A 23405-nucleotide genomic window follows, 5' to 3' on the forward strand; every position below is an offset into this window, starting at 1 on the left:
AAATGGAAATTACTGAACAAAGTGAATTAGACGATTTTTCACAACTTACCGTGCTGATAATAGACGATAACCGGTTAGTTCATGACACCTTAAAAAGAGGATTGTATGATATCGGCATTAATCACGTAAAATGTGCAGAAAGTGCTTATTACGGTATAAGGTTATGTGAAACAACACGCTTTCATATTGTTATTTGCTCATTCAATGTAAATAGTGATAAAGACGGTTTTCATTTACTCGAAGAATTAAAATTCAGAGGTCATGTTAATAAAACCACGGTTCTTATTTTTCTCAGTACTGAAACGAATGAGTCTCTTGTTAATTCAATTGTCGAATTACAGCCCGATGACTTTTGGGTAAAACCACTCGCCCCTAAAACAGTGCAACAACGCTTAATCCATACCTTGCAAACTAAAAAGCAATTATTCAACATGTATCGAGCGACTGATACTAAGAGTTTTTCGAAAGTTATATATTTTGCTGACCGCCATCTTGTTAATCAAAGTTTACACCAATATCACCCCAATATATTGCGGATGAAAGGTGAGGCTTACTTAAGTCTTTTAGAATTTGAAACGGCAGAATCTTTTTTTAAAAGCCTATTGAAAACCTATACCTACGCTTGGGTTTATTTAGGCTATGTAAAGTCTTTGTTAAAGCAAGGGCGTATAAACGAAATTAATGAACTGATTGAAAAGTTAATTAATAAGCCCGCTACTCGATTTGGGGCTCATGATATGCTGGCGCAATATTATATTGAGCATGAGCAATATGAAAGAGCCTACGATGAGATAAAAAAAGCAACTGCGTTGTCGCCACGAAATATTGAACGTAATAAAAAATCATGGGATTTAGCACGACTCAATCATGACCATGAAGGACAATATATAGCGACACGAAATATCGCCCAGCAAGCGAAAAATTCTATTCATGATTCACCCGAATTGCTCTTAAATGTTATTCGTTCAGGCATTGATTTAGCGGCGGCTATTACTGACGAACGATCCTTTAAAGTTTTGCAGCAAACAGACAAGCATATTAAGCAACTTCAAAATGATTATAGCGACGCAAATGAGTTTAAACAGCAGTTATTAGTGATCCAAGCACGGTTATATATTGTTCGTGAACAAAAAGAGAAGGCCACTAAACTTGTTGAAAACCATGTTAATTTTATTGCGTCACCGCAAATTGAAGACAACCTAGATAAAGTGAAAGTCTTTCACGAATTGGGTATGCGCGAAGAAGCGCTAACAATGTTAGAGATTATCGGTAAACAAGTCTCAGGTGATTCATTAACGAGCCAAGTGATCAATAAATATATTGAGCAGGAAAGTCTTGAGCGTGCTGAAATTAATTTTTCACCCAAACAACTGAACGATATGGCGATTGAACATTTCGAAAAAAATCGTTTACAGCCCGCGCTTAAGGCTATTCAGCAAGCTCTAAGATTAACACCTCATAATATTAAATTAACGATGCGTATGTTAAAAATATTGGTGGTGATTAAACAAAGTAATGAATTTGATGAAAGTCACCAAAAACTGGGCGATGAAGCGCTTGCTCTACTTTTGTCTGCGAACATTAAAAACAGCGGTGTTGAGTCTATAGAACAGTTAAAAATAAAGTGGCAGCAAGCTGAATCAACTGAGCCTGCTAAGCATCTCTAGGTAAACCTTTTTCAACACTGCGGATCAAGCGCTCGGTTAATCGTTGATTTTTTATTGGAAAGTCACTTTGCTGTTCTGCAGCGATTCGCTTATTGTCTTGTTGATGCAATGCCCAATTAATATGTTCAGCAACCATAGGCTCTGCGGTTGCTAACTTATTATTTAACGCGTTAACATTTTCTGCACTATATGGCGCATTACCGATTGCAACGGAAATATTTCGTTGCCAGCTATTAAAACCAATACGGCGAATAGGAGACCCCTCTGTTTTATTGAGAAAGGTCGCTTCATCCCAGCTAAATACGGTTAATAATTCAACATTATCAAGATTTTGGCGAGGGGAAAAGTCGCCTTCGTGACTGATGTTAGCAAATTTGTTCCATGGGCAAATGAGTTGGCAATCATCACAGCCATAAATTCTATTGCCAATTAACGGCCTAAACTCTTCTGGAATTGCGTCACGTAATTCGATGGTTAAATAGGATATACAACGGCGAGCGTCTACGACATAAGGAGCCACTATCGCTTGGGTTGGGCAAATTTTAATACAAGAAACACAACTACCGCATTCATTGGCTGTTTTTTCATTAATCGGTAACGGAATATCAACTAATAGTTCACCCAAGAAAAACCATGAGCCGGCACTTTTGTTAATTAATAACGAATGTTTACCGACCCAGCCTAACCCCGCTTTTTCTGCTAAAGGTCGCTCTAAGATTGGTGCTGAGTCAACAAATGGGCGAAAGTTGAAGGTTTCACAGTACTCACTAATTTTATCACCGAGTTGTTTGAGGCGTTTGCGCATTAATTTATGATAGTCTCGCCCCAAGGCATAGCGGCTGATATAAGCATGGTCTTTCTTTTTGAGCGTACGGGCAAATTTTGCTTCGGGGGGTAAATAATCCATGCGAACACTGATCACCCGCGTTGTTCCTTCAACAAGCTCTTGGGCGCGTGCTCGCATTAAACCATGCTTTTGCATGTAATCCATTTCACCGTGATAATTATTTTCTAGCCACGTTGTTAAGGCTTGTTCATGACTTGATAAGTCAATATCACTGAAACCTATTTGCGAAAAGCCTAATTCTTGACCCCAAAGCTTGATTTTTTCAGCTAATTCTTGATAGTTAATATTAGGTGTTGTCATAGTTAACATGTCATCGCAGTACAATTTGGTAAAGGGAGATAGAAATGGAAATAAAACTGTTGAGTGCAAGCTTACCACAAGCTGCTTTTTCCGCGAAGCAAGTGTTAGCTAATGAAGCAAAAGTTGCTGCTATAGAAAATATTGAAATGTATTCATTGATGAAAAATGCAGGTAAGGCTGTTTTTCAGCATATCAAGCAAAAATATCTTCAAAATGAAAATGATATAGGTCAAAAAATAGCTACCCAAAAGCTGTTAGTTATTTGTGGAAAAGGTAATAACGGTGGTGATGGGTTTGTAATTGCACGTTTAGCTGTGCAAGCTGGTTTTCAGGTTTCTGTGCTACTAACGGCAAAACCAGAAGAATTATCCGGCGATGCCTTACGCGCTTACCAAGCTTACATCAATGTTAATAAAGTTGAAAATGGCTTGATTATATTTGATCAAAAAACGGCTAATGTTGAAATGGTAGCGAATTTTCAAGGTAAGTTAATTATTGATGCACTATTTGGTATTGGTTTTAAAGGACGCCTACCAGAAACTCTAGTGACATTAGTTACTTCTATTAACCAGCATTTGGCAAAAGTGATCAGTGTTGATGTGCCTTCAGGTTTATGTGCAACTACAGGTGTTGTTGAAAATACGGCAATCATTGCTAACAGTACTGTAACTTTTATTGCTCTAAAGTGCGGTTTAGTGACGGGAGAAGCCATTAACCATGTTGGGGAAATCTATTTTGCTGATTTAGCATTAGGTCAAGCATTTACAGAGCAAGTGAAGACCAATATCACGGTTTTTGGCAACGAAGTTTTTGCTGCTTTACCTAAACGCAAAGCAAGCAGTCACAAAGGAAATATTGGATTATTACTGGCTGTTGGGGGCGGAGAAGGTTTTGCTGGTGCGATACGTTTGTCTGCAGAGGCGTCATTGCGCAGTGGTGCTGCATTAGTGAGTATTTGTTGTCATAAAAATAATCGAGCATTAGTCTTTAATGGCCGCCCAGAATTAATGTTAGCGCCTAGTTGCGCAGAACAACTTGTGGGATCAATGACATTAAGTAAAGCTAAGGCTTATGTGCTTGGCCCTGGTTTGGGTCAAAATGAGTGGAGTCAGGCATTATTTGATTTAGTGCTGGCTCAAAAAAAATTATGTGTAATTGACGCCGATGGTTTGAGTTTGTTGGCGCAAGCTTACCAACAAAATTTATTAACGGATAAAATTAAAAGTAACCATTGGGTTTTAACGCCACATCCCGGTGAAGCTGCAACGCTGTTAAATTGCACTGTGACAGAAATAGAGCGAGATCGTTTTAGCGCCGTAAAAAAAATAGCCCAACAATATCAATGCGTGAGCGTATTGAAAGGTGCAGGGAGTTTGATAAGTGATGGTCAACAGGTTTGGGTGAACACAACGGGTAATTCAGGCATGGCAAGCGGAGGCATGGGCGATGTGTTATCAGGTATTATTGCGGCATTGCTAATGCAAAAAAGCTCGTCAGAAAAAGGGGAGGAACTGCAAGAGCGAACTGATTTTGCAAAGCTTACAGCCTTGGCCGTTTATATTCATGGTAAGGCTGCTGACATTATTGCGCAAAAGCATGGAAAAATTGGTATGCTAGCAAGTGACCTATTGCCAGTTATACGGCAGCTTATAAATAATAAATTTTAGAAAATAATTGATGAAAGAAATGCTTACAAACAAAAACTACTTTTTAGCTGATGAATCAGCAACTATAGCTATGGGTAATAAATTAGCTGATATTGTAAAAAAAGAACTAAAACAAGGTATTGTTGTATATCTTTACGGTGATTTAGGTGCGGGAAAAACCACCTTAACTCGAGGTTTTGTGCAAGGTATGGGGCATATTGGCCACGTAAAAAGCCCAACCTATACTCTCGTTGAACCTTATGAATTACATGACTGGTTAGTTTATCATTTTGATTTATATCGCTTGTCAGATCCTGAAGAACTAGAATATATGGGCATTCGAGATTATTTTGCAGATAACTGCTGTTGCTTTATTGAGTGGCCAGAAAAGGGGCTAGGTATGATCAAGGCACCTGATTTGCGTATCGACTTAGCGTATAGTGAAGAGCAAAGAACCATCAACATACAAGCAAAGACCCCTTTGGGTGAGCTCGTAGTAAATGCACTTAGTTAATGTGCGCTAATAGACGCAAAAGGAAAGGGCAGCAGTAAATGAATATTCGATCGTTATTATTAGCTATGTTATTAACCGTTAGTGTTTTCTTTGAAGCGCAGGGTAATAGCATCGATGGCGTTCGTGTCTGGCCAGCCCCGGAAAATACCCGTATTGTTTTTGATCTCAGTGAACAGCCTGATTATAAGTATTTCAGTTTACAGAATCCTCAGCGTTTAGTTATAGATTTTAACAACAGTAAGAATCATGTTTCGTTTAAGAATATCCTTAAAAAGGATAAACGCATAAAACTGATCCGCACCAGTAAATCGCGTATTAAAGGTACAACACGTTTAGTATTAGAATTAGCGGATAATTACTCTTTGGCTGTTTTTCCGCTTGCACCAGCTGGACAATACGGTAACCGTTTAGTTATTGATTTATTCGATGAAGAGAAAATTAGCCAAGGCGACCATACCCCCAAAAATGATCATCGAGATATTCTTATTGCCATTGATGCTGGCCACGGTGGTGAGGACCCTGGTTCTATAGGGGGTAAAGGCAGCTATGAAAAACGTGTTACGTTAGCGATTGCTAAAAAACTTGCTACCTATATTAATAATGAAAAAGGCATGAAGGCGGTAATGGTGCGCGATGGAGACTATTATGTTTCGGTCGGTCGACGTAGTGAAATAGCCAGAAAAAACCAAGTGGATTTTTTAGTGTCAATCCATGCCGATGCGTTTAGAACACCTCAACCTAACGGAGCCTCAGTCTGGATTGTATCGCACAAACGGGTTGAGTCAGAAATGGCCAAATGGCTGCGTAACCGCTCGAACAACTCCGAGCTTTTAGGTGGTGGCGGTGGTGTTATTAAAAATACCCGTGATGATAACTTGGCAAAAACCTTAGCAGATATGAATAAAGAGCATTCGCAGGGTGTCAGTATTAGCATGGCGAATAGCGTACTAAAACAACTGAAAAAAATCACTAAAATGCACAAAAAAATTCCCCAACATGGTAATTTTGGTGTGTTGAAATCTTCAGATATCCCCTCGATTTTAGTTGAAACAGGTTTTATTTCTAACCATAGAGAAGAGCAAAATTTAAACTCTAGTGCTCATCAGCGCAAGCTCGCTAAAGGTATTTTTAAAGGTATTAAAGACCACTTTATGATTCAACCGCCGATGGGCAGTTATTATGCCTCTATTGAAACACGACAACATAAAATTACTCGCGGTGAATCTTTATCTGTGGTTGCACAACGCTATAGTGTTTCAGTACGAGAATTAAAAATGGCAAATAGTTTAACCTCAAATACCGTTCGCATAGGTCAAACCTTAACCATACCTCGCGCCGATTAATTTATTATAAATAGTTAACAGATCAAAATTTATGACCATAGAAATCCTTCCAGCACGCCTAGCTAACCAAATTGCTGCCGGTGAAGTCGTAGAACGTCCTTCATCAGTGGTGAAAGAGTTAGTTGAAAACAGCTTAGATGCTGGCGCAACGACCATTAAAATAGACATTGAAAAAGGTGGCGCTAAACGTATTCGTATTAGTGATAATGGCTCGGGTATTGTTAAAGATGAACTAACGTTAGCGCTAAGTCGTCATGCGACCAGTAAAATTAAAGATTTAAATGATTTAGAAGGTATTTGTAGTTTAGGGTTTCGTGGCGAAGCACTGGCAAGTATTAGCTCAGTCTCACGTTTAACGTTGACGTCAAAACCTGCTGAGCAAGAATCAGCTTGGCAAGCCATTGCCGAAGGGCGAGATATGGCAGTAGCCTTACAACCCGCTGCACATCCCAATGGCACGACCATTGATGTTGTCGACTTGTTTTTTAATACCCCCGCGAGACGAAAATTCCTTCGTACTGAAAAAACAGAGTTCACTCATATTGAAGAGGTTATTAAGCGTATCGCTTTGGCGCGCTTTGATGTTAGTTTTATTTTGTCACATAATCAGAAAGTGATTAAGCATTTTAAATCAGTCAATAATAAAAGCTTATACGCAAAACGGGTAGCACAAATTTGTGGTCAAAAGTTTATTGAGCATTCACTGGAAATTGACTGCCAGCATGGCGATTTACAATTATCAGGTTGGGTAGGGCTACCAAGCTTTGCCCGTAACCAAAATGATTTATGCTTTAGTTACGTGAATGGCCGTATGATGCGAGACAAGTTAATTAATCACGCCATTCGTCAAGCTTACAGTCATCTGTTACCTGCGGATACTTACCCAGCTTTTGTGCTGTTTCTGGTGCTTGATGTCCGAGAAGTTGATGTAAATGTTCACCCAGCAAAACATGAAGTACGGTTTCATCAAGGGCGTTATATTCATGATTTTATTTATTCGGTTTGTCATAACGCGTTAAGCGAAAATGCTAATGTTGGCTTATTACCTGAATCAGAAGATCAACCCTCGGCTACTTTACCACTTCAGCCTGAAAGCCGTGCGGTAAATTATAGACAAGACAATCAGCTTGAGTCACATGAAACCGGGCAGCAATTAACGCGTGATTATATTAAACCATTGACGAAAGTTACCGATGTTCAAAGCGAACCCTATCAAAGTAGCAAGCCAGGTAGTCAAAAAAATTATTCATCTTATACGCACAGTAATAACCAAGTGAGCAGAAATGCTGCGCAAGCTTATCAAACATTGATGACACCTTTGTCTAGTGGAAAGTCAGATGAAGACAGTGCCGCTCTGCCAATACATGAGGTGAATGAAAATGATCACTTAGTGTTAACCAAGATTATTGATGATAAATATGCGGTGATAACGTTAGACAATGAACTACGTTTATTGGCATTAAACAAAATAGAGCAAGCGGTTAAATTCTTCGAAGTAAAAAACAGATGGCAGCATAATTTTGTTAGCCAGCCGTTACTATTGCCGATTAAGATATCGTTGACGCAAGCACAAGTTACTTTTGTTGAAGCGCAGACTGATGCACTGAAAAAAATAGGTATTGTCGCGAATGTTTTATCCAAGAACAGTATACAAGTACGAGAGTTTCCGGCCTTGTTAAGAAATAAAGATGTAAATTTAAGTGTTAATAAGCTCTTAACACTTTTGTGTTTAGAAGATGGACAAGAATTAACAAATAGTGATTGGCAACAAGCCTTTGCAAGTTTATTGTCCGCTGATTCTTACGATAACCAACAAGCTAAAAGCCTACTCCGTTTGAGTCAGCAACAATTAAATCCTACCTTTGAGCAGCAGCTACGCTTGAATTCGGTATTGATAGACCTCACATCATCAATAAGAATGTTAACGAATGCTACTTAAATTGATGTCTGACGCTTTATCAACAAACAATATTGACAGTAAAAACCGTAAATTACCGCCAGTCATTTGTTTGATGGGGCCTACTGCATCAGGTAAAACAGCCTTAGCAATGGCATTACATGATGCCTTGCCATGCGATATTATCAGTGTTGATTCTGCGCTTGTTTATCGTGATATGGACATTGGTACTGCAAAACCAACAGCAGAAGAATTAGCAAAGTATCCGCATCGATTAATTAATTTAATTGATGCCAGCGAGAGTTACTCTGCCGCTGATTTTTGTCGTGACGCTTTAGTAGCAATTGAGAAAATCAGGGCAAATAACCGCATACCTTTATTGGTTGGCGGTACTATGATGTATTTTAAAAGCCTGATTGAGGGTATTTCGCCTCTGCCGGCGGCCGATGTCAAAATTCGCCAAGGCATAGCCGACGAAGCTGAACAATTTGGCTGGGAAAACATTCATCAACAACTTGCTAGCGTAGACCCAGTTTCTGCCGAACGTATTCACAAAAATGATCCGCAACGATTAATGCGGGCATTAGAAGTTTACCGCCTAACGGGCAAAAGTATGACCGACTTAACGAAAGTTAAGGGTGAGCGACTCAGTGGTGATGTTTTACAATTTGCTATCTCACCGAAAGAGCGTAAAGATTTACATGCTCGTATTGCGCTTAGGTTTGAACAGATGATTGAACAAGATTTTGAATCAGAAGTTGTTAAGTTAAAACAGCGTGACGATTTGCATGAAAATTTACCCGCTATTCGTTGTGTGGGTTATCGACAGATGTGGGAATATTTAGATGGTGAAGTCGACCATGATGAAATGGTTTTCAAAGGCATTTGTGCGACGCGACAACTGGCTAAACGACAGTTAACTTGGTTGAGAAATTGGCCAAATTTACAATGGTTGCATATGGAAGACGAAAATAATTTAAAACTAATTATGTCTTCAGTAAGCAAACTTTAAACCTTGATGTATAATAAAAACAGTTGCATAGTAAGTAACTAGTTTTCTAGAGAAAAAACTCTTACATACATTTATTAAAAATAACAAAAAAGGGGCCAAACAATGGCAAAGGGGCAATCTTTACAAGACCCATTTTTGAATGCTTTACGACGTGATCGCATTCCGGTAGCAATATATTTAGTTAATGGCATTAAACTACAAGGACAAGTAGAGTCCTTTGATCAATTTGTTATTTTACTTAAAAATACAGTGAGTCAAATGGTCTATAAACACGCCATTTCTACTGTTGTTCCTTCACGGGCAGTTTCTACGATGCCAGCACCACAAACTGGTGATTATAGTCAGGAACAGCAAGATTAATGATTTCGTTGAGTTTGGTTGTACACCAAATATTACGTGTCCAAAAGTTTCTTTTGGTTTAACTATTTAGTTTATAGGTAATACTCAATTGTTTGATCGTTATCAAGCAGGTGAACAAGCTATTCTTGTTCACCTCGATTTCCCTGATGAAAATGCGCGCGAAGACTTACAAGAATTTGAAATGCTTGTTAGCTCTGCGGGCGTTAACGCGCTTGCAATTGTTACAGGTAAACGTACTACACCTCATACTAAATTCTTTGTTGGTAGTGGTAAAGCTGAAGAAGTTGCCGAGGCGGTAAAGTTACATCAAGCCAATGTGGTACTTTTTAATCATGCACTTTCTCCTTCACAAGAAAAAAATATTGAAGCATTGTGTGAGTGCCGCGTTGTTGACCGAACAACACTCATCCTAGATATTTTTGCCCAGCGCGCTCGAACACATGAAGGTAAGATGCAAGTAGAACTTGCGCAATTACGTCATATGAGTACGCGTTTGATCCGTGGCTGGACACACCTTGAAAGGCAAAAAGGTGGTATTGGCCTCCGCGGGCCTGGTGAAACTCAGCTAGAAACTGATCGCCGTCTACTTCGCGATCGTATGGTAAATATACGTAAACGTTTAGAACGTGTTGAAAAGCAACGCCAGCAAGGTAGAAGAGCAAGAACACGCGCCGAAATACCGACAATTTCTTTAGTGGGTTATACCAACGCAGGTAAATCGACGCTGTTTAATATTATTACTCAGGCAGACGTTTACGCAGCAGATCAATTATTTGCAACCTTAGATCCCACATTACGAAAAATTGAAATTGAAGATGTTGGCCGGGCCATTTTAGCTGATACCGTTGGCTTTATTCGTCATTTACCTCATGATTTAGTCGCCGCTTTTAAAGCAACATTGACTGAAACTCGTGAAGCTGAACTATTATTGCATGTCATTGATATTTCAGATGATAGGCGAACTGAAAATATTGAACAGGTTGAAACGGTTTTGAAAGAGATCGAAGCGGGTGATGTACCACAATTATTAATTTGTAATAAAATAGATGTTTTGGACGATATTGAACCACGCATCGACAGAGACGACACAGGTCTACCTATACGAGTATGGTTATCTGCACAAAAAGGCATAGGGATTGAATTACTTTTTCAAGCGCTAGCTGAACGACTCGGAAAGAAAATAGTCAAGCATAACTTATGCTTACCTCCTAGCGAAGGTAAACTACGTGGTGTGTTTTATCAATTAAATTCTATTGTTGATGAACGGTATGACGAAGATGGAAATTGTTTATTGAAAATTAAATTACCTGCAAGAGAGTGGGATAGATTAATTAAACTGAGTGAAGCTGATATAGAAGGCTTTATTGAACGTAAACAGACTGATATATTACCGTAATGGGTAAATAGTAGTTTTAGCACTTATTTAAATTTATAGTTAGTGGAGAAGACCATGGCGTGGAATGAACCGGGGAATAATGATAAAGACCCCTGGAAAAAGAAAGATGATAAGAATCAAGGGCCACCAGATTTAGACGACTTACTAAAAGATATTGGTAATAAGTTTGGCGGTATTTTTGGTGGAAAATCATCAAAAGATGGCAGCAAGAAAGGCGCATCGAATGTTGGTATCGCTATTGCGGTAATCGTGGGTATTCTTGTGTATGCTTTTAGTGGTTTCTACACTATCAAAGAAGCTGAAAAAGGTATCGTATTACGTTTTGGGCAATACGATGGCACAGTTGAGCCAGGTTTACGCTGGAAATGGACATTCGCTGAACGTATTATTCCTGTAGATATGCAAACAACACGCGACTTACCTGCATCTGGTTTTATGCTAACCAAAGATGAGAACGTGGTACGTGTTGAAATGCAGATACAGTATCGTGTTGTTGATGCCCGTGATTATATTTTCAGTGTTACTGATGCCGATGACAGTTTAAGCCAGTCACTAGATAGTGCTTTACGCTTCGTTATTGGTGACTCTAAAATGGATGATATTTTAACAAGTGGCCGTGAAAAAGTGCGTCAAGATGTCTGGAAAGAATTAGATGACATTATTGCCCCGTATAATCTTGGTTTAATTGTTGTCGATGTCAACTTTAAAGATGCTCGTCCTCCTGAAGAAGTCAAAGATGCTTTTGACGATGCTATTTCAGCACAAGAAGATGAAGTTCGTTTTTTACGTGAAGCCGAAGCCTATGCCCGTGGTATTGAACCAAGAGCACGTGGCCGAGTAAAACGTATGGAACAAGAGGCCATCGCTTATAAACAACAAACGGTATTAGATGCCGAAGGTGAAGTTGCTAAATTCAATAAATTACTTCCAGAATACCTTGCTGCTCCAGAAGTTACTCGCCAGCGTATGTATTTATCAACAATGGAAAATGTTTATGCTAATACCAGTAAGGTTATGGTTGATGTTGAAGGTGGCAATAACATGATGTATTTACCATTAGATAAAATGATGCAAAATCAGTCTTCTGGTCAACGTACTTTACCTGAGAGTCAAACGCGAGCGACCCAATCGATTAATACCCAAAGTACTGCGCCTGATTTATCAGGTCGTGCAGACAGATTTAACGAAGGGAGAAATTAAGCAATGAAAAACTTTATTATTGCCCTAATTGTATTATTCTCAGTATTAACCGTCTCTTCTGTTTTCATTGTTTTTGAAGGACAACGTGGTATCGTTTTTCAGTTTACAAAAATTAAACGTGATGCTGATTCAGGTGAAATGATTGTTTATGAACCGGGTTTACACTTTAAAATACCCTTTATTAACAACGTTCGCAGACTTGATGCTCGTATTCAAACGCTTGATGAAGCGGCTGATCGCTTTGTAACATCTGAGAAAAAAGATTTAATGGTCGACTCATTTGTTAAGTGGCGTATTGTTGACTTTTCAACGTTCTACTTACGTACTTCTGGTTCAGTAGAAAATGCTCGTGCGTTATTGAAACAAAAAGTAAATAATGGTTTACGTACTGAGTTTGGTACGCGCACCATTAAAGAAATTGTTTCAGGTGACCGTGACGGTATTATGGCTAAAGCGTTAGCAAGTGCCTCAAGTAGTCGTGAAGACTTAGGTATTGAAGTTATTGATGTACGTATTAAAGCGATTAACTTACCCGCTGAAGTCAGTGCTTCTATCTATGACCGTATGCGAGCAGAGCGAACAGCTGTAGCAAAAGAGCATCGTTCTAAAGGTCAAGAGCAAGCGGAAATTATCCGTGCTACGATAGATTCTAAAGTAACCGTTATGTTAGCGACAGCACAAAAAGAAGCACAAGAAATGCGTGGTGAAGGCGATGCGTTAGCGGCTAAAGTTTATGCTGATTCATATGGACAAGATCCAGAGTTTTTCAGTTTTTACCGTAGCCTTGAAGCATATGAAAAAAGTTTTAGTAGTAAAAGTGATATCTTGGTGGTTAAACCCGATAGTGATTTCTTTAACTACTTAAAAGAAGGCGCTACAATTAAAAAGTAGTCTACTTTTTTGATAAAAAAGCCATGACTTGTCATGGCTTTTTCGTATCTGCTAGTTACCTATAGAAGTGATTGAGGAGTAATAACAGGGTAGAGACACTATTAACGGTATTTGCTTTGGTACTGATTACTGATGTACTCATTCCTGCACTTTTTCCAAATAAGTGGTGCGACAATTTTTTTGTATCTGCTAGTTACCTATAGAAGTGATTGAGGAGTAATAACATGGTAGAGACACTATTAACGGCATTTGCTTTGGTACTGATTACTGATGGACTCATTTCTGCACTTTTCCCAAATAAGTGGCGCGACAATTTTTTTGATAAAAAAGCTATGACTCGTTATGGCTTTTTCGTATCTGCTAGTTACCTATAGAAGTGATTGAGGAGTAATAACATGGTAGAGACACTATTAACGGCATTTGCTTTGGTACTGATTATTGAGGGGCTTATTCCTGCACTTTTTCCAAATAAGTGGCGCGACACTATGGAAAAGTTAGCGCAACAATCAAGCTTATCTATTCGTAATATTGGTATTAGCTTACTCGTCGTAGGCACATTTATTTTATGGTTACTGAGTTATTAGACTAAAGAATGACATAAAAGTTTTTCATAACCCCTTTAGTTAATTGAATATTTTTAAATTGCATTAAAAATCATCATTTATTACTTGGACTACTATTTGATTTTTGATAAAATCCCCGCCTAATTTTTTATCGAAATTGAAAACATGGGCAAAAACGTCGTAGTTCTAGGCACCCAATGGGGTGACGAAGGTAAGGGTAAGATTGTTGATTTACTCACAGATAAAGCTAAGTACGTCGTACGTTATCAAGGAGGCCATAATGCAGGTCATACTTTGGTAATAGACGGTGAAAAAACCGTACTTCATTTAATTCCATCGGGCGTATTACGTGACAATGTGAAATGTTTAATCGGCAACGGCGTAGTTTTATGCCCGAAAGCCTTGATGACAGAAATCGCAATGTTAGAAGCCAAAGGCGTTCCTGTACGTGAACGTTTACTTATTAGTGACGCTTGTCCGTTAATTCTTCCTTATCATAATGCTCTAGATGCTGCGCGAGAAATCGCTCGCGGTAATAAGCCTATTGGTACGACAGGGCGTGGTATTGGTCCAGCTTATGAAGACAAAGTTGCTCGCCGTGGTTTACGTGTTGGCGATTTAGTTTGTGCTGAGTCATTTGCGATTAAATTAAAAGAAATTGTTGATTACCATAATTTCTCTTTAGAGCATTACTACAAAGTTGCACCCGTTTGTTATGACACTGTGCTTGCTGATGCTTTATCAGTTCGTGACGTTATTCTTAAAATGGTTGCCGATGTCGCTGAAATTCTTGATCAAGCCCGTAAAAACGGCGAATCAATTATGTTTGAAGGTGCTCAAGGTACTTTACTTGATATTGATCACGGTACTTATCCTTATGTAACTTCTTCAAACACTACTGCAGGTGGCGTTGCTACTGGTTGTGGTTTTGGACCTCGTCATTTAGATTATATTTTAGGTATTACTAAAGCATACACAACACGTGTTGGCTCTGGTCCTTTCCCTACAGAATTAGATGACGAAATCGGTGAACATTTAGGTACTGTAGGCCATGAATTTGGCGCGACTACTGGACGTGAACGTCGATGTGGTTGGTTTGACGCGGTTGCTATGCACCGTGCCATTCAAGTTAACAGCGTAACAGGATTTTGTTTAACTAAACTTGATGTTTTAGACGGTTTAAAAACCCTTAAAATATGTACAGGTTACCGCACTGAAGCTGGCGACATTATTACTGTACCGCCTACAGCTGCTGAAGGTTATGACAGAATTACACCTGTTTATGAAGAAATGCCAGGTTGGTCTGAAGTTACTGTTGGCGCAACTTCTCGTGACGCTTTACCTGCTAATGCGATCGCTTACATTAAGCGTATTGAAGAATTAACAGGTGTACCGGTTGATATTATTTCAACAGGCCCAGATCGTAATGAAACCATTATTTTAGTAAACCCGTTTGCTGAGTAATTAGAGCGAATAATTTTTTTCTAAAATAAGACGAATAAAACCACCCCTGAGGTGGTTTTTTTTTACCTAAAATAAATTATTTCAATGGCCATTATTGAATATAAATTCAAAAGCAATTAATCAACGTAATAAGCGATAGTGACAACGTTGATGAAGATTAATTATTAATTGGATAACTTAACCGATAAATTCGTTGTTGTGTATTGAAAAAAAGAAAAATCGATGGCTAAATTTTTTAAGTCAAAGAAGTTTATAAAAGTGGTCATAAAATACGGTGAATAGATTAAGCTGTATAGCGAATATTTAGTTTTATGATGTGCAATACAAAAGGGCTAAGGGTATGTTTGTTATAGCTTCTAGCACTTTTTTATATAAGAATAACGTTGGAACAAAATGTAAGATTACAATAGTATATACCCGTTACTTTTTAAAGATCACAGACAAAGGTGTATCTTGATTGATAACGAGTCTATAAAACTATGCTGTATATAAACAAAATAAAACGTGAAAAATGGCATATATAAGACAATAAATTCACCTAACGCATAGGATCAATCATGACTGACTTTCGCCAACAAGCACTTGATTACCATCAATTCCCAACACCTGGAAAAATAAGTGTTGAATTAACCACGGCCGCTGAAACTAGCCGTGATTTAGCACTCGCCTATAGCCCAGGTGTTGCTGAACCGGTTCGCGCAATTGCGGCAAATCCCGATGATGTTTACAAATATACGGGCAAAGGCAATACCGTCGCTGTTATTACCAATGGTACCGCTATTTTAGGGTTAGGTAATCTAGGTGGTATGGCGGCTAAGCCGGTAATGGAAGGCAAAGCATTATTATTTAAGCGATTTGCAGGTATTAATTCATTTGATATCGAAGTTAAACATAAGACAGTTGAAGAATTTATAAATACGGTCGCCAATATCGCTGACAGTTTTGGTGGTATTAATTTAGAAGATATTAAAGCACCAGAGTGTTTTGCTATTGAAAAAGCACTTATTGAACGTTGTAAAATACCGGTATTTCACGATGACCAACATGGTACAGCTATTGTTACCGCTGCTGGAATGATCAATGCCTTGGAAATCCAAGGTAAAAGTATTAAAGATGCCAACATTATTTGTCTTGGCGCAGGCGCAGCAGCGATTGCTTGTATGGAACTATTAATCAAATGTGGCGCTCAGCGCGAAAAAATCTACATGCTTGATACTAAAGGTGTCATTCACACCCGACGTGATGATCTTAACGAATATAAGCGTATGTTTGCTAATAATACTGATAAACGTACCCTTGAAGATGTTATCGATGGCGCAGATGTATTTGTTGGTGTTTCTGGACCTAATCTACTTTCTGCTGAGCATGTAAAATTAATGGCACCCAATCCAATTATCTTTGCTTGTTCAAACCCAGATCCTGAAATAAAACCCTCATTAGCGCTTGCTGTTCGTGATGATCTTATTATTGCTACAGGTCGCTCTGATTACCCTAACCAGGTCAATAATGTGTTATGTTTTCCTTTTATTTTTCGTGGCGCTTTAGATGTTCGCGCTAGAACGATTAACGATGAGATGAAAATTGCCGCTGTCCATGCAATTCGTGAATTAGCAAAGGAACCTGTTTCGCAAGAAGTGTTAGATGCTAGTGGTGAGAAAAGTTTGACCTTTGGTAAGGAGTATATTATTCCTAAGCCGATGGATCCACGTTTGTGTGGTCGAGTAGCGCTTGCCGTTGCTAAAGCGGCGGTTGAGTCTGGAGTGGCAGCCCTAGAATTACCTGAAAACTATATGGAATAATCAGTAGTATTTATTAATAACGCTGTAAAAGGAGAGCTCGACTCTCCTTTTTTTATTCATGACAAATAGTAGGTCATGGTGCAGTGACTACATGGACGCAGAAAGTAGGAATTAAGAAATAGGGTAACGCAGCAGCAGTTACCTCTTGTACGTCATCTATATTCCTGACAAATCATTAATACTTGCACCTCTGTAGACAATGTCACCGATGGCAAAGCATAACAATATTGAGTAGGACGAATAACAATGAAAACTTCAACGAAAGCCGTTTTACTCTCAGCACTTGTTTACCCGGGTATTGGCCAACTAATGTGTCACGCTTATCGACGGGCTACGTTATTTATTTTAAGTTTCTCAGTGACGGTATATTTGTATATTGAAGAAGTGATGAGGCAATATCAGCCACTTATTAATAAAGTTAAATCAGGTGACGTTGCGCTCAATAGCCAAGCACTGATCGCTGAGATGTCAAAAAATCCCATTATTGTTGACCCTATCTTAATGAGTACATTAACCTATACACTATTAACTTGTTGGTTACTGGCTATTGTAGATGCTTACCGTATGGGCATAAAAAAAGACGCCAGAGCGTCTTTTTAAGGAAGTGTATTAAAACCCTAAGCTACTCGTCTTCAATTTCAAATTGACTGAAGTCGGTAATACCTTTTGCTATTAAGGCTTCGCGCACACTTTTAGGTAGCATCTCTGTATTGTCTTTTGTTAAATCGCCATCATCAGGAAGAGGCTGTCCGGTAAAAGCATGCAGAAAAGCTTCACATAACAATTCGCTGTTAGTTGCATGGCGTAAGTTGTTAACTTGCCGACGAGTACGTTCATCCGTTAACACTTTCAGTACCCGCAACGGGATTGAGACCGTGATTTTTTTAACTTGCTCACTTTTTTTACCATGTTCGGCGTATGGTTTTATATAATCGCCATTCCACTTTGCCATTTAATTACCTTTGTTTAGCTAAATTACTTTTTATAAGTTAGATTTTACTGGTTGTTGGCGTTGAGTCAATAACGAATGTGTAGAAGTTTAGAAGTCTAAAGTTCTTGACCGACAAAAGTAAAGCGTTTAGAGTTATAGACGTCCAAACATCTATTTGATTTTACTGCCCGATTGGAGCAAAAAATGACAAGCAAAAAACCAGCAACATTAGCTGTTAGAGCCGGCATTAATAGTGATGAACATCACGGTGCGGTTGTTCCTGCCATTCATTTATCGAGTACTTATGCTTTAAAAGGCTTCAACAATAAGCGCCAATTTGATTATTCCAGAACAGGCAACCCCACTCGAAGCACGTTTGCACAAGCTATCGCTGATTTAGAGCAGGGTGCTGTAGGCATTGTTACCAGCACAGGAATGTCAGCGGTGCACTTAATTTGTCAGTTACTGACAACAAAAGATACGGTTGTTATTCCACATGATTGCTATGGTGGAAGTTATCGCTTGTTTACCCACCTAGCAAAACGTGGCTTATTTAATGTGCTTGTTGTTGATCAAAACGATGATCAAGCGTTAGCGCAAGCGCTTGAACAAAAGCCAAGATTAGTTTTGATTGAGTCACCCAGTAACCCATTATTACGGCTGGTTGATATAAAAAAGGTTACTCAAGCCAGTCATGCTGTTGGTGCTTTAGTGGCAGTAGATAATACGTTTCTTTCTCCCTTGTTACAGCAACCGCTATTATTAGGTGCTGATATTGTTTTTCACTCGACAACTAAATATATTAATGGTCATAGTGATGTTGTGGGTGGGGTGTTAGTAACAAAAGAAAAAGAACTGGGTGAAGAGCTAGCGTGGTGGGCAAATTGTATTGGTATTACGGGCTCACCTTTCGACAGCTATCTGGCATTACGTGGCTTAAAAACCTTACCACTGCGCATGAAACAGCATCAAGAAAATGCTAATGCTGTTGCAAAATACTTAGAAAATCATCGAGCAATTAACGCGGTATACTTTCCTGGTTTAAAAAATCACCCGGGACACGAAATTGCTAAGCGTCAGCAAAAAGATTTTGGCGCTATGATGAGTTTCGAAATAAAAGGTGGTGTTGAAGCGGTTAAAGTACTCTTTGACAACTTATCACTCTTTACCTTGGCACAGTCATTAGGTGGCGTTGAAAGTTTAATCAGTCATCCATCAACGATGACCCATGCAGGTATGGAAATTGAAGCACAAATTGCAGCAGGTATCACTCAATCTTTAATTCGAATTTCTGTCGGTATTGAAGATGTTAGTGATATTATTAATGACTTAGAACAAGCTTTATCGGTAAGCCAAATTTAAAGTTGTAGACTATTTTTAGTAGAAGAATTAATGAGTGAAAATGACACAGTCAAATACAGTAGAACAATTATCATCAGGGAATAATCAACTGGCGAAGCATGCTATTCATGTACACAAATTTGGTGGCAGTAGCTTAGCAACTACCCAATGTATTGAACGTGTGGTTGATATTATTCGTCAAAACTGTCAACTAAATGATTTAGTTGTTGTTTCGGCAAATGGAAACACTACGGATGACTTATTCAATATTTATAAACTCGCACTTGAAAAAAGTGACGAGCTGTTTTTGGCTATTGAAACACTAGAGAAATCACAAAGCACATTAATTGGTGAGTTATTGAACCCTAGCAGTGCAGCAGACCTTATCAAGGTTTTGTCTGATGATATAACACAATTAACGGCTTGGTTATCTGATCAGCCAAGCCAACACCATGCAGATATGCTGGCATTTGGTGAACTGTGGTCGGCGCGTTTATTATCGGCGGTGTTAAGTGAAAAAGTTTGTCCAAGTTATGCTATTGACGCGCGTGACTTTCTGGTTATCAATAATGATAAAGACTGTGCAGTCGACAATCAGCAAAGTAGTCAAAATTTTCAGCAGAATTTACAAAAAGGAAAGTTGGCGGTTATTACTGGTTATATCACTAAAAATTCTCAAGGTGAAACCTGTACTTTAGGTCGTAATGGTAGTGACTATTCAGCAACAATTATTGCATCACTGTCGGGCGCGCTGAATGTTACCCTATGGACTGACGTTGATGGCATTTATAGTGCCGATCCTCGTATTGTACCACTTGCCCGTAAATTACATCGCTTACCTAATGGTGTCGCGAAAGAATTGGGCCGCTTAGGTAACCCGGTTCTGCATGCAAAAACCTTACAGCCGCTCACTAACCACAGCACACACCTTCATGTAGCAAGTAGCTTTGATCCTGAAATTTCTGGTACAGAGATAGGAAAATTTGGTCAAATTGCTAAACAGGAACTGTCGGTTACCTCGCTTAACGATCTGTTACTGGTAAAATCGACCAGTTTAGCCGGTTCGTTTGGTGAACAAGCCAGTAATGAGTTTTCTGCGATATGTAGTGATATTCAGCAAGGCTTTATGGTTATCCACCAAACACAACAAAAATTAGTGAGTCAGTGGCTGGCGAGTCATGATACCGAAGTATCATTCACACCGGTGTCGATTATAGCGATTGTTGGTCATAGTGTGGTAAATCAAGGTAATATCCAAGCGCGCTTTAAACGTGCCCTCAAGCATACTCATGTACTGCAGGTGGTGAACTCGTTAAGTGAGCATAGTATTATCGCCATTCTTCAGCAGAGTTGTACCGGTGAGTTACTTAATAATGTTCATTATGATATGACTAAAGACGCTCGACACATAGGTGTTGTTGTTTCAGGGCTTGGTAATATAGGTCAACGATTCTTAGACTTGTTACCCGCGCAACTCAATCGAGTCTCTGTGTTAGAGAACGTTCATTTAGTCGGTTTAGTCACTTCTAAAAAAGCACTGCTTAATACCGATGGTATCGATGTTAATCAAGCAATGTCGCTCTATGAAAGAGATGCTACGCCTTGTGATAATGCCTTATTGATGTCGTGGTTAACGAACCATCCTTACGACGAATTAATTGTTGTCGATATCACCCCTAGCGAACATTTTAGTGATTTGTACAGTGAGTTCTTTAAAGAAGGTATTCATGTTATTGGTGCCAATAAATGGGCGGCTTCTGCCAGTACCGCTCGCTATAATGACTTAGTATTAAGCGCGGCTGAAAATAAAAGCTTATGGTTAGGAAGTACTACTGTTGGCGCCGGTTTACCGGTTAACTTTGCCATTAACGATTTATTGAAAAGTGGCGATAAGATAACGGAAATATCAGGAATTTTTTCAGGCACGCTTTCTTGGCTATTTGAAACCTACGATGCCAGTGTACCGTTTTCAACCTTATTAATGGATGCCTTATCTCAAGGGATCACTGAACCCGATCCACGAGAAGATCTGTCTGGGCGAGATGTGCAACGAAAATTACTGATCTTAGCGCGTATGGCAGGTTTTGAATTATCACTTGATGATATTGAATGCGAAAATTTAGTGCCAGAATCCTTACAAGGGTTATCAACGACGGAATTTTTAGCAAAGTCAGCAGACTTGGACAGTTACTTTGCTGAACAACTCACTAGCGCATCTAAACAGCAAGCCTGTATTCGTTATATTGCAAAATTCTGTGTCAACGAACAAGGCCAATTGAGCGCTAAGGTTTATCTTGCGACGCTTGCTAAGAATGATCCCTTTGCCTCTTTAACTCCGGGTGATAATATCTTTTTAATTAAGAGCCATTGGTATCAAGATAACCCGCTTATTATTCGTGGACCAGGCGCGGGTCGTGATGTTACCGCGGGTGGCCTACATTCAGACTTAGTGAGTATTTGCCAGCAACTGGCCGGTAAAAAACACCAAGTTAAAATCAAAGGTCTAAGTTAAATTAGCTTAATCTAGCTATCATCATTATTACTACACTAGGCATTAATACGCTAAATGAGAAAAAGCACAACTTGTAGGTTGTGCTTTTTCTCAATCGATACTAATAAACACTTGTCTGTTATCGCATTATTAACTAGCATTTAGATAATTAAAAAAAGTAGCTACTTAGCACAGGCACCAAGTTGTATTTACATGGAAAATAAAACCTATAGCGACAGCTATTTTACCAGCCAAGTAAAAAGTCTTTTAAGCAGAATTTATGGCCACAGCCAATTAAATGATTCCGTTCTTGAGCGTGCGATTGAGTACTATGAAAAACAATCTTTTATTGAGCATAAGTTAGATGAGCTCAAGCAAAATATTGAAAAAGTTAGTAGGCAAACAGCCACGGATAAAGCTAAAACTTTACGGGTAAGACTCGAACGTGAACAACGCAATTATTACGAGGAATTGCGCTTTGAACGTAATGAGCGTCATCAACATCTCTATAAACTCTGTAAAGAGATCATCAAGTTGTCTGAGGGTGATTGCTTTGAAGACAGTAATCGTAAATCTAGCCAGCTTTTAGGTACCATACAATTAGTGAGTCCCACCCAGGGGCGGAAAATTGCTTTAACCAACGAGCAACATAAACCGCTTTATAAAAGCGTGTTATGTTTGCGTTTACTTGACCGACTATGCATGGATCAACATATTGTTGAGCCCTATATCAAGAGTGCTTTGGGGGATATCAACGCAGAGCAATATCAAACGTTGGCTGAAGATAATCCCGAGGCCTATCAAGCCTTTGTAGAGAAAGTAAAAATTCCACTGGTCATGGCGGCGCTATTACAAGATATCGGTAATAACCACCCCGAGTCGCTAGTCATTTTGCGTGGTGCAGATTATCAAAAAGATCCCCATCGAACCTTACCTATTGAAGAGCGAAAAGCACTCTTACAAATAAATTATCGAGAAACGGTTAAGTATCTTATTGATGGTATTGGCGCGGGTATATATATTGGTAATTCAAAAAAAGATCGCGACGAGCACAATGTCGTTGAGCATAAAAAATTATTGTTCATTAAGCATTTACTCAAAAGTGCCGTCAACCCAAAGAAGGGTATTGGCAACCTTCTTAAAGTACCACAAATATACAGTTCTATTATCTTGTCGACAAAAGATAGCTATAACTACAAATTATTACCGAAAGTTTATTATGTTCTTAATCAAAACGCGGAGCGGGGAGCTTGTTGTCAAGCAGTGGTTAATGCACTGACAAAAATTACTGGCCATTTTCCACAAGGTTATGGTGTTACCTATGTCCCGTATGAGCAAGATATTAACGACCGCTATGAATATGCCATCGTCAGCCAGCTTTATCCTGCAAATGCTGATTATCCTATTTGCCGAACGGCAACACGCAACTTAGCCTTCATAAGTCATGGACAAGAGATAGTCATTAAAAAATCTGCTAATTTATATTTTACTGAAACCGCTAAAAGTTTCTCTACTATCAGTAAAGAGCGCCTCCATGAAATATTAGAGTTGTTAGTGTCAAATTCCCATGAGCGTAAACAACTAGATCTACTTCCTCGCTGTTGGCAGCCAGGAGAATTTTTTTCAGTCAATATTAATCAAAAGCTGTGGAACAAAGCTAAATAACGTTACAGTCTTTGCTTTCACAACTCCATAATGAAAACACTGACTCTGTTGTTGTTACCAAAGAGGGATATTTACAGT

Annotated in this window: 20 protein-coding genes; 18 read left to right on the plus strand and 2 right to left on the minus strand. The window is 38.9% G+C overall.

What is annotated here, in order from left to right; genetic code table 11:
• Window positions 1-2 precede the first annotated feature (2 nt).
• A complete protein-coding gene (locus H4J57_RS04520; RefSeq protein WP_182242100.1) occupies window positions 3-1667 on the plus strand; it encodes a response regulator in 1665 nt (554 codons plus the stop codon).
• Here H4J57_RS04520 and queG read toward each other — a convergent pair.
• A complete protein-coding gene (queG, locus tag H4J57_RS04525; protein WP_182242101.1) occupies window positions 1654-2814 on the minus strand; it encodes a tRNA epoxyqueuosine(34) reductase QueG in 1161 nt (386 codons plus the stop codon). The genes H4J57_RS04520 and queG overlap by 14 nt on opposite strands.
• Before the next feature lie 44 nt (window positions 2815-2858).
• Here queG and H4J57_RS04530 point away from each other — a divergent pair, with 44 nt between their 5' ends.
• The 14 genes from H4J57_RS04530 (at window position 2859) to H4J57_RS04595 (ending at window position 17499) form a co-directional block, all read left to right on the plus strand.
• A complete protein-coding gene (locus H4J57_RS04530; RefSeq protein WP_182242102.1) occupies window positions 2859-4481 on the plus strand; it encodes an NAD(P)H-hydrate dehydratase in 1623 nt (540 codons plus the stop codon).
• Window positions 4482-4500: 19 nt separating this feature from the next.
• Complete coding sequence (gene tsaE, locus H4J57_RS04535) at window positions 4501-4974, plus strand: tRNA (adenosine(37)-N6)-threonylcarbamoyltransferase complex ATPase subunit type 1 TsaE (protein WP_404842494.1); 474 nt, start codon at window positions 4501-4503, stop codon at window positions 4972-4974.
• 38 nt (window positions 4975-5012) lie between these two features.
• A complete protein-coding gene (locus H4J57_RS04540; protein ID WP_182242103.1) occupies window positions 5013-6317 on the plus strand; it encodes an N-acetylmuramoyl-L-alanine amidase in 1305 nt (434 codons plus the stop codon).
• Between the two features lie 31 nt (window positions 6318-6348).
• A complete protein-coding gene (gene mutL, locus H4J57_RS04545; RefSeq protein ID WP_182242104.1) occupies window positions 6349-8256 on the plus strand; it encodes a DNA mismatch repair endonuclease MutL in 1908 nt (635 codons plus the stop codon).
• A gap of 4 nt (window positions 8257-8260) precedes the next feature.
• Window positions 8261-9226 (plus strand): tRNA (adenosine(37)-N6)-dimethylallyltransferase MiaA, encoded by a 966-nt coding sequence (gene miaA / locus H4J57_RS04550; protein ID WP_182242122.1) that lies wholly within the window; start codon window positions 8261-8263, stop codon window positions 9224-9226.
• A gap of 102 nt (window positions 9227-9328) precedes the next feature.
• On the plus strand, window positions 9329-9586 hold the full coding sequence (gene hfq / locus H4J57_RS04555) for an RNA chaperone Hfq (protein ID WP_070375096.1): 258 nt from the start codon (window positions 9329-9331) through the stop codon (window positions 9584-9586).
• Between the two features lie 88 nt (window positions 9587-9674).
• On the plus strand, window positions 9675-10982 hold the full coding sequence (gene hflX, locus H4J57_RS04560; protein ID WP_182174009.1) for a ribosome rescue GTPase HflX: 1308 nt from the start codon (window positions 9675-9677) through the stop codon (window positions 10980-10982).
• A gap of 54 nt (window positions 10983-11036) precedes the next feature.
• Entirely contained in the window at window positions 11037-12182 is a 1146-nt protein-coding gene (gene hflK / locus H4J57_RS04565) for an FtsH protease activity modulator HflK (protein ID WP_182174006.1), read from the plus strand.
• Window positions 12183-12185: 3 nt separating this feature from the next.
• Complete coding sequence (hflC, locus tag H4J57_RS04570; protein WP_182174003.1) at window positions 12186-13073, plus strand: protease modulator HflC; 888 nt, start codon at window positions 12186-12188, stop codon at window positions 13071-13073.
• A 224-nt stretch (window positions 13074-13297) separates the two neighbouring features.
• Window positions 13298-13447, plus strand: a complete 150-nt coding sequence (locus tag H4J57_RS04575) for a DUF2065 family protein (protein WP_182174000.1) — start codon at window positions 13298-13300, stop codon at window positions 13445-13447.
• A gap of 21 nt (window positions 13448-13468) precedes the next feature.
• Complete coding sequence (locus H4J57_RS04580) at window positions 13469-13657, plus strand: DUF2065 domain-containing protein (RefSeq protein WP_182203168.1); 189 nt, start codon at window positions 13469-13471, stop codon at window positions 13655-13657.
• 144 nt (window positions 13658-13801) lie between these two features.
• Window positions 13802-15100 (plus strand): adenylosuccinate synthase, encoded by a 1299-nt coding sequence (locus tag H4J57_RS04585; protein ID WP_182216102.1) that lies wholly within the window; start codon window positions 13802-13804, stop codon window positions 15098-15100.
• A 557-nt stretch (window positions 15101-15657) separates the two neighbouring features.
• On the plus strand, window positions 15658-16899 hold the full coding sequence (locus H4J57_RS04590; protein WP_182217248.1) for a malic enzyme-like NAD(P)-binding protein: 1242 nt from the start codon (window positions 15658-15660) through the stop codon (window positions 16897-16899).
• Between the two features lie 246 nt (window positions 16900-17145).
• The gene (locus tag H4J57_RS04595; RefSeq protein WP_182221529.1) at window positions 17146-17499 is read left to right on the plus strand and encodes a hypothetical protein; all 354 of its coding nucleotides are present in this window, start codon (window positions 17146-17148) and stop codon (window positions 17497-17499) included.
• Window positions 17500-17521: 22 nt separating this feature from the next.
• Here H4J57_RS04595 and metJ read toward each other — a convergent pair whose 3' ends face one another.
• Complete coding sequence (metJ, locus tag H4J57_RS04600) at window positions 17522-17851, minus strand: met regulon transcriptional regulator MetJ (RefSeq protein WP_070375088.1); 330 nt, start codon at window positions 17849-17851, stop codon at window positions 17522-17524.
• A 183-nt stretch (window positions 17852-18034) separates the two neighbouring features.
• Here metJ and metB point away from each other — a divergent pair, with 183 nt between their 5' ends.
• The 3 genes from metB (at window position 18035) to H4J57_RS04615 (ending at window position 23327) form a co-directional block, all read left to right on the plus strand.
• On the plus strand, window positions 18035-19192 hold the full coding sequence (gene metB / locus H4J57_RS04605) for a cystathionine gamma-synthase (RefSeq protein WP_182242105.1): 1158 nt from the start codon (window positions 18035-18037) through the stop codon (window positions 19190-19192).
• Window positions 19193-19232: 40 nt separating this feature from the next.
• Complete coding sequence (metL, locus tag H4J57_RS04610) at window positions 19233-21683, plus strand: bifunctional aspartate kinase/homoserine dehydrogenase II (protein ID WP_182242106.1); 2451 nt, start codon at window positions 19233-19235, stop codon at window positions 21681-21683.
• 192 nt (window positions 21684-21875) lie between these two features.
• On the plus strand, window positions 21876-23327 hold the full coding sequence (locus H4J57_RS04615) for a hypothetical protein (protein WP_182242107.1): 1452 nt from the start codon (window positions 21876-21878) through the stop codon (window positions 23325-23327).
• Window positions 23328-23405 lie beyond the last annotated feature (78 nt).

Source organism: Colwellia sp. BRX8-7, assembly GCF_014077275.1.
Lineage (GTDB): Bacteria > Pseudomonadota > Gammaproteobacteria > Enterobacterales > Alteromonadaceae > Colwellia_A.

Bases quoted from the DNA above. Each gene is read 5' to 3' on its own strand.
- hflK (WP_182174006.1), top strand. From the start codon at position 11,037: ATGGCGTGGAATGAACCGGGGAATAATGATAAAGACCCCTGGAAAAAG.
- H4J57_RS04580 (WP_182203168.1), top strand. From the start codon at position 13,469: ATGGTAGAGACACTATTAACGGCATTTGCTTTGGTACTGATTATTGAG.
- H4J57_RS04595 (WP_182221529.1), top strand. From the start codon at position 17,146: ATGAAAACTTCAACGAAAGCCGTTTTACTCTCAGCACTTGTTTACCCG.
- H4J57_RS04530 (WP_182242102.1), top strand. From the start codon at position 2,859: ATGGAAATAAAACTGTTGAGTGCAAGCTTACCACAAGCTGCTTTTTCC.
- miaA (WP_182242122.1), top strand. From the start codon at position 8,261: ATGTCTGACGCTTTATCAACAAACAATATTGACAGTAAAAACCGTAAA.
- metB (WP_182242105.1), top strand. From the start codon at position 18,035: ATGACAAGCAAAAAACCAGCAACATTAGCTGTTAGAGCCGGCATTAAT.
- hflC (WP_182174003.1), top strand. From the start codon at position 12,186: ATGAAAAACTTTATTATTGCCCTAATTGTATTATTCTCAGTATTAACC.
- H4J57_RS04540 (WP_182242103.1), top strand. From the start codon at position 5,013: ATGAATATTCGATCGTTATTATTAGCTATGTTATTAACCGTTAGTGTT.
- H4J57_RS04585 (WP_182216102.1), top strand. From the start codon at position 13,802: ATGGGCAAAAACGTCGTAGTTCTAGGCACCCAATGGGGTGACGAAGGT.
- queG (WP_182242101.1), bottom strand. From the start codon at position 2,814: ATGACAACACCTAATATTAACTATCAAGAATTAGCTGAAAAAATCAAG.
- tsaE (WP_404842494.1), top strand. From the start codon at position 4,501: ATGCTTACAAACAAAAACTACTTTTTAGCTGATGAATCAGCAACTATA.
- metJ (WP_070375088.1), bottom strand. From the start codon at position 17,851: ATGGCAAAGTGGAATGGCGATTATATAAAACCATACGCCGAACATGGT.
- H4J57_RS04575 (WP_182174000.1), top strand. From the start codon at position 13,298: ATGGTAGAGACACTATTAACGGCATTTGCTTTGGTACTGATTACTGAT.
- H4J57_RS04520 (WP_182242100.1), top strand. From the start codon at position 3: ATGGAAATTACTGAACAAAGTGAATTAGACGATTTTTCACAACTTACC.
- H4J57_RS04590 (WP_182217248.1), top strand. From the start codon at position 15,658: ATGACTGACTTTCGCCAACAAGCACTTGATTACCATCAATTCCCAACA.
- metL (WP_182242106.1), top strand. From the start codon at position 19,233: ATGACACAGTCAAATACAGTAGAACAATTATCATCAGGGAATAATCAA.
- H4J57_RS04615 (WP_182242107.1), top strand. From the start codon at position 21,876: ATGGAAAATAAAACCTATAGCGACAGCTATTTTACCAGCCAAGTAAAA.
- hfq (WP_070375096.1), top strand. From the start codon at position 9,329: ATGGCAAAGGGGCAATCTTTACAAGACCCATTTTTGAATGCTTTACGA.
- mutL (WP_182242104.1), top strand. From the start codon at position 6,349: ATGACCATAGAAATCCTTCCAGCACGCCTAGCTAACCAAATTGCTGCC.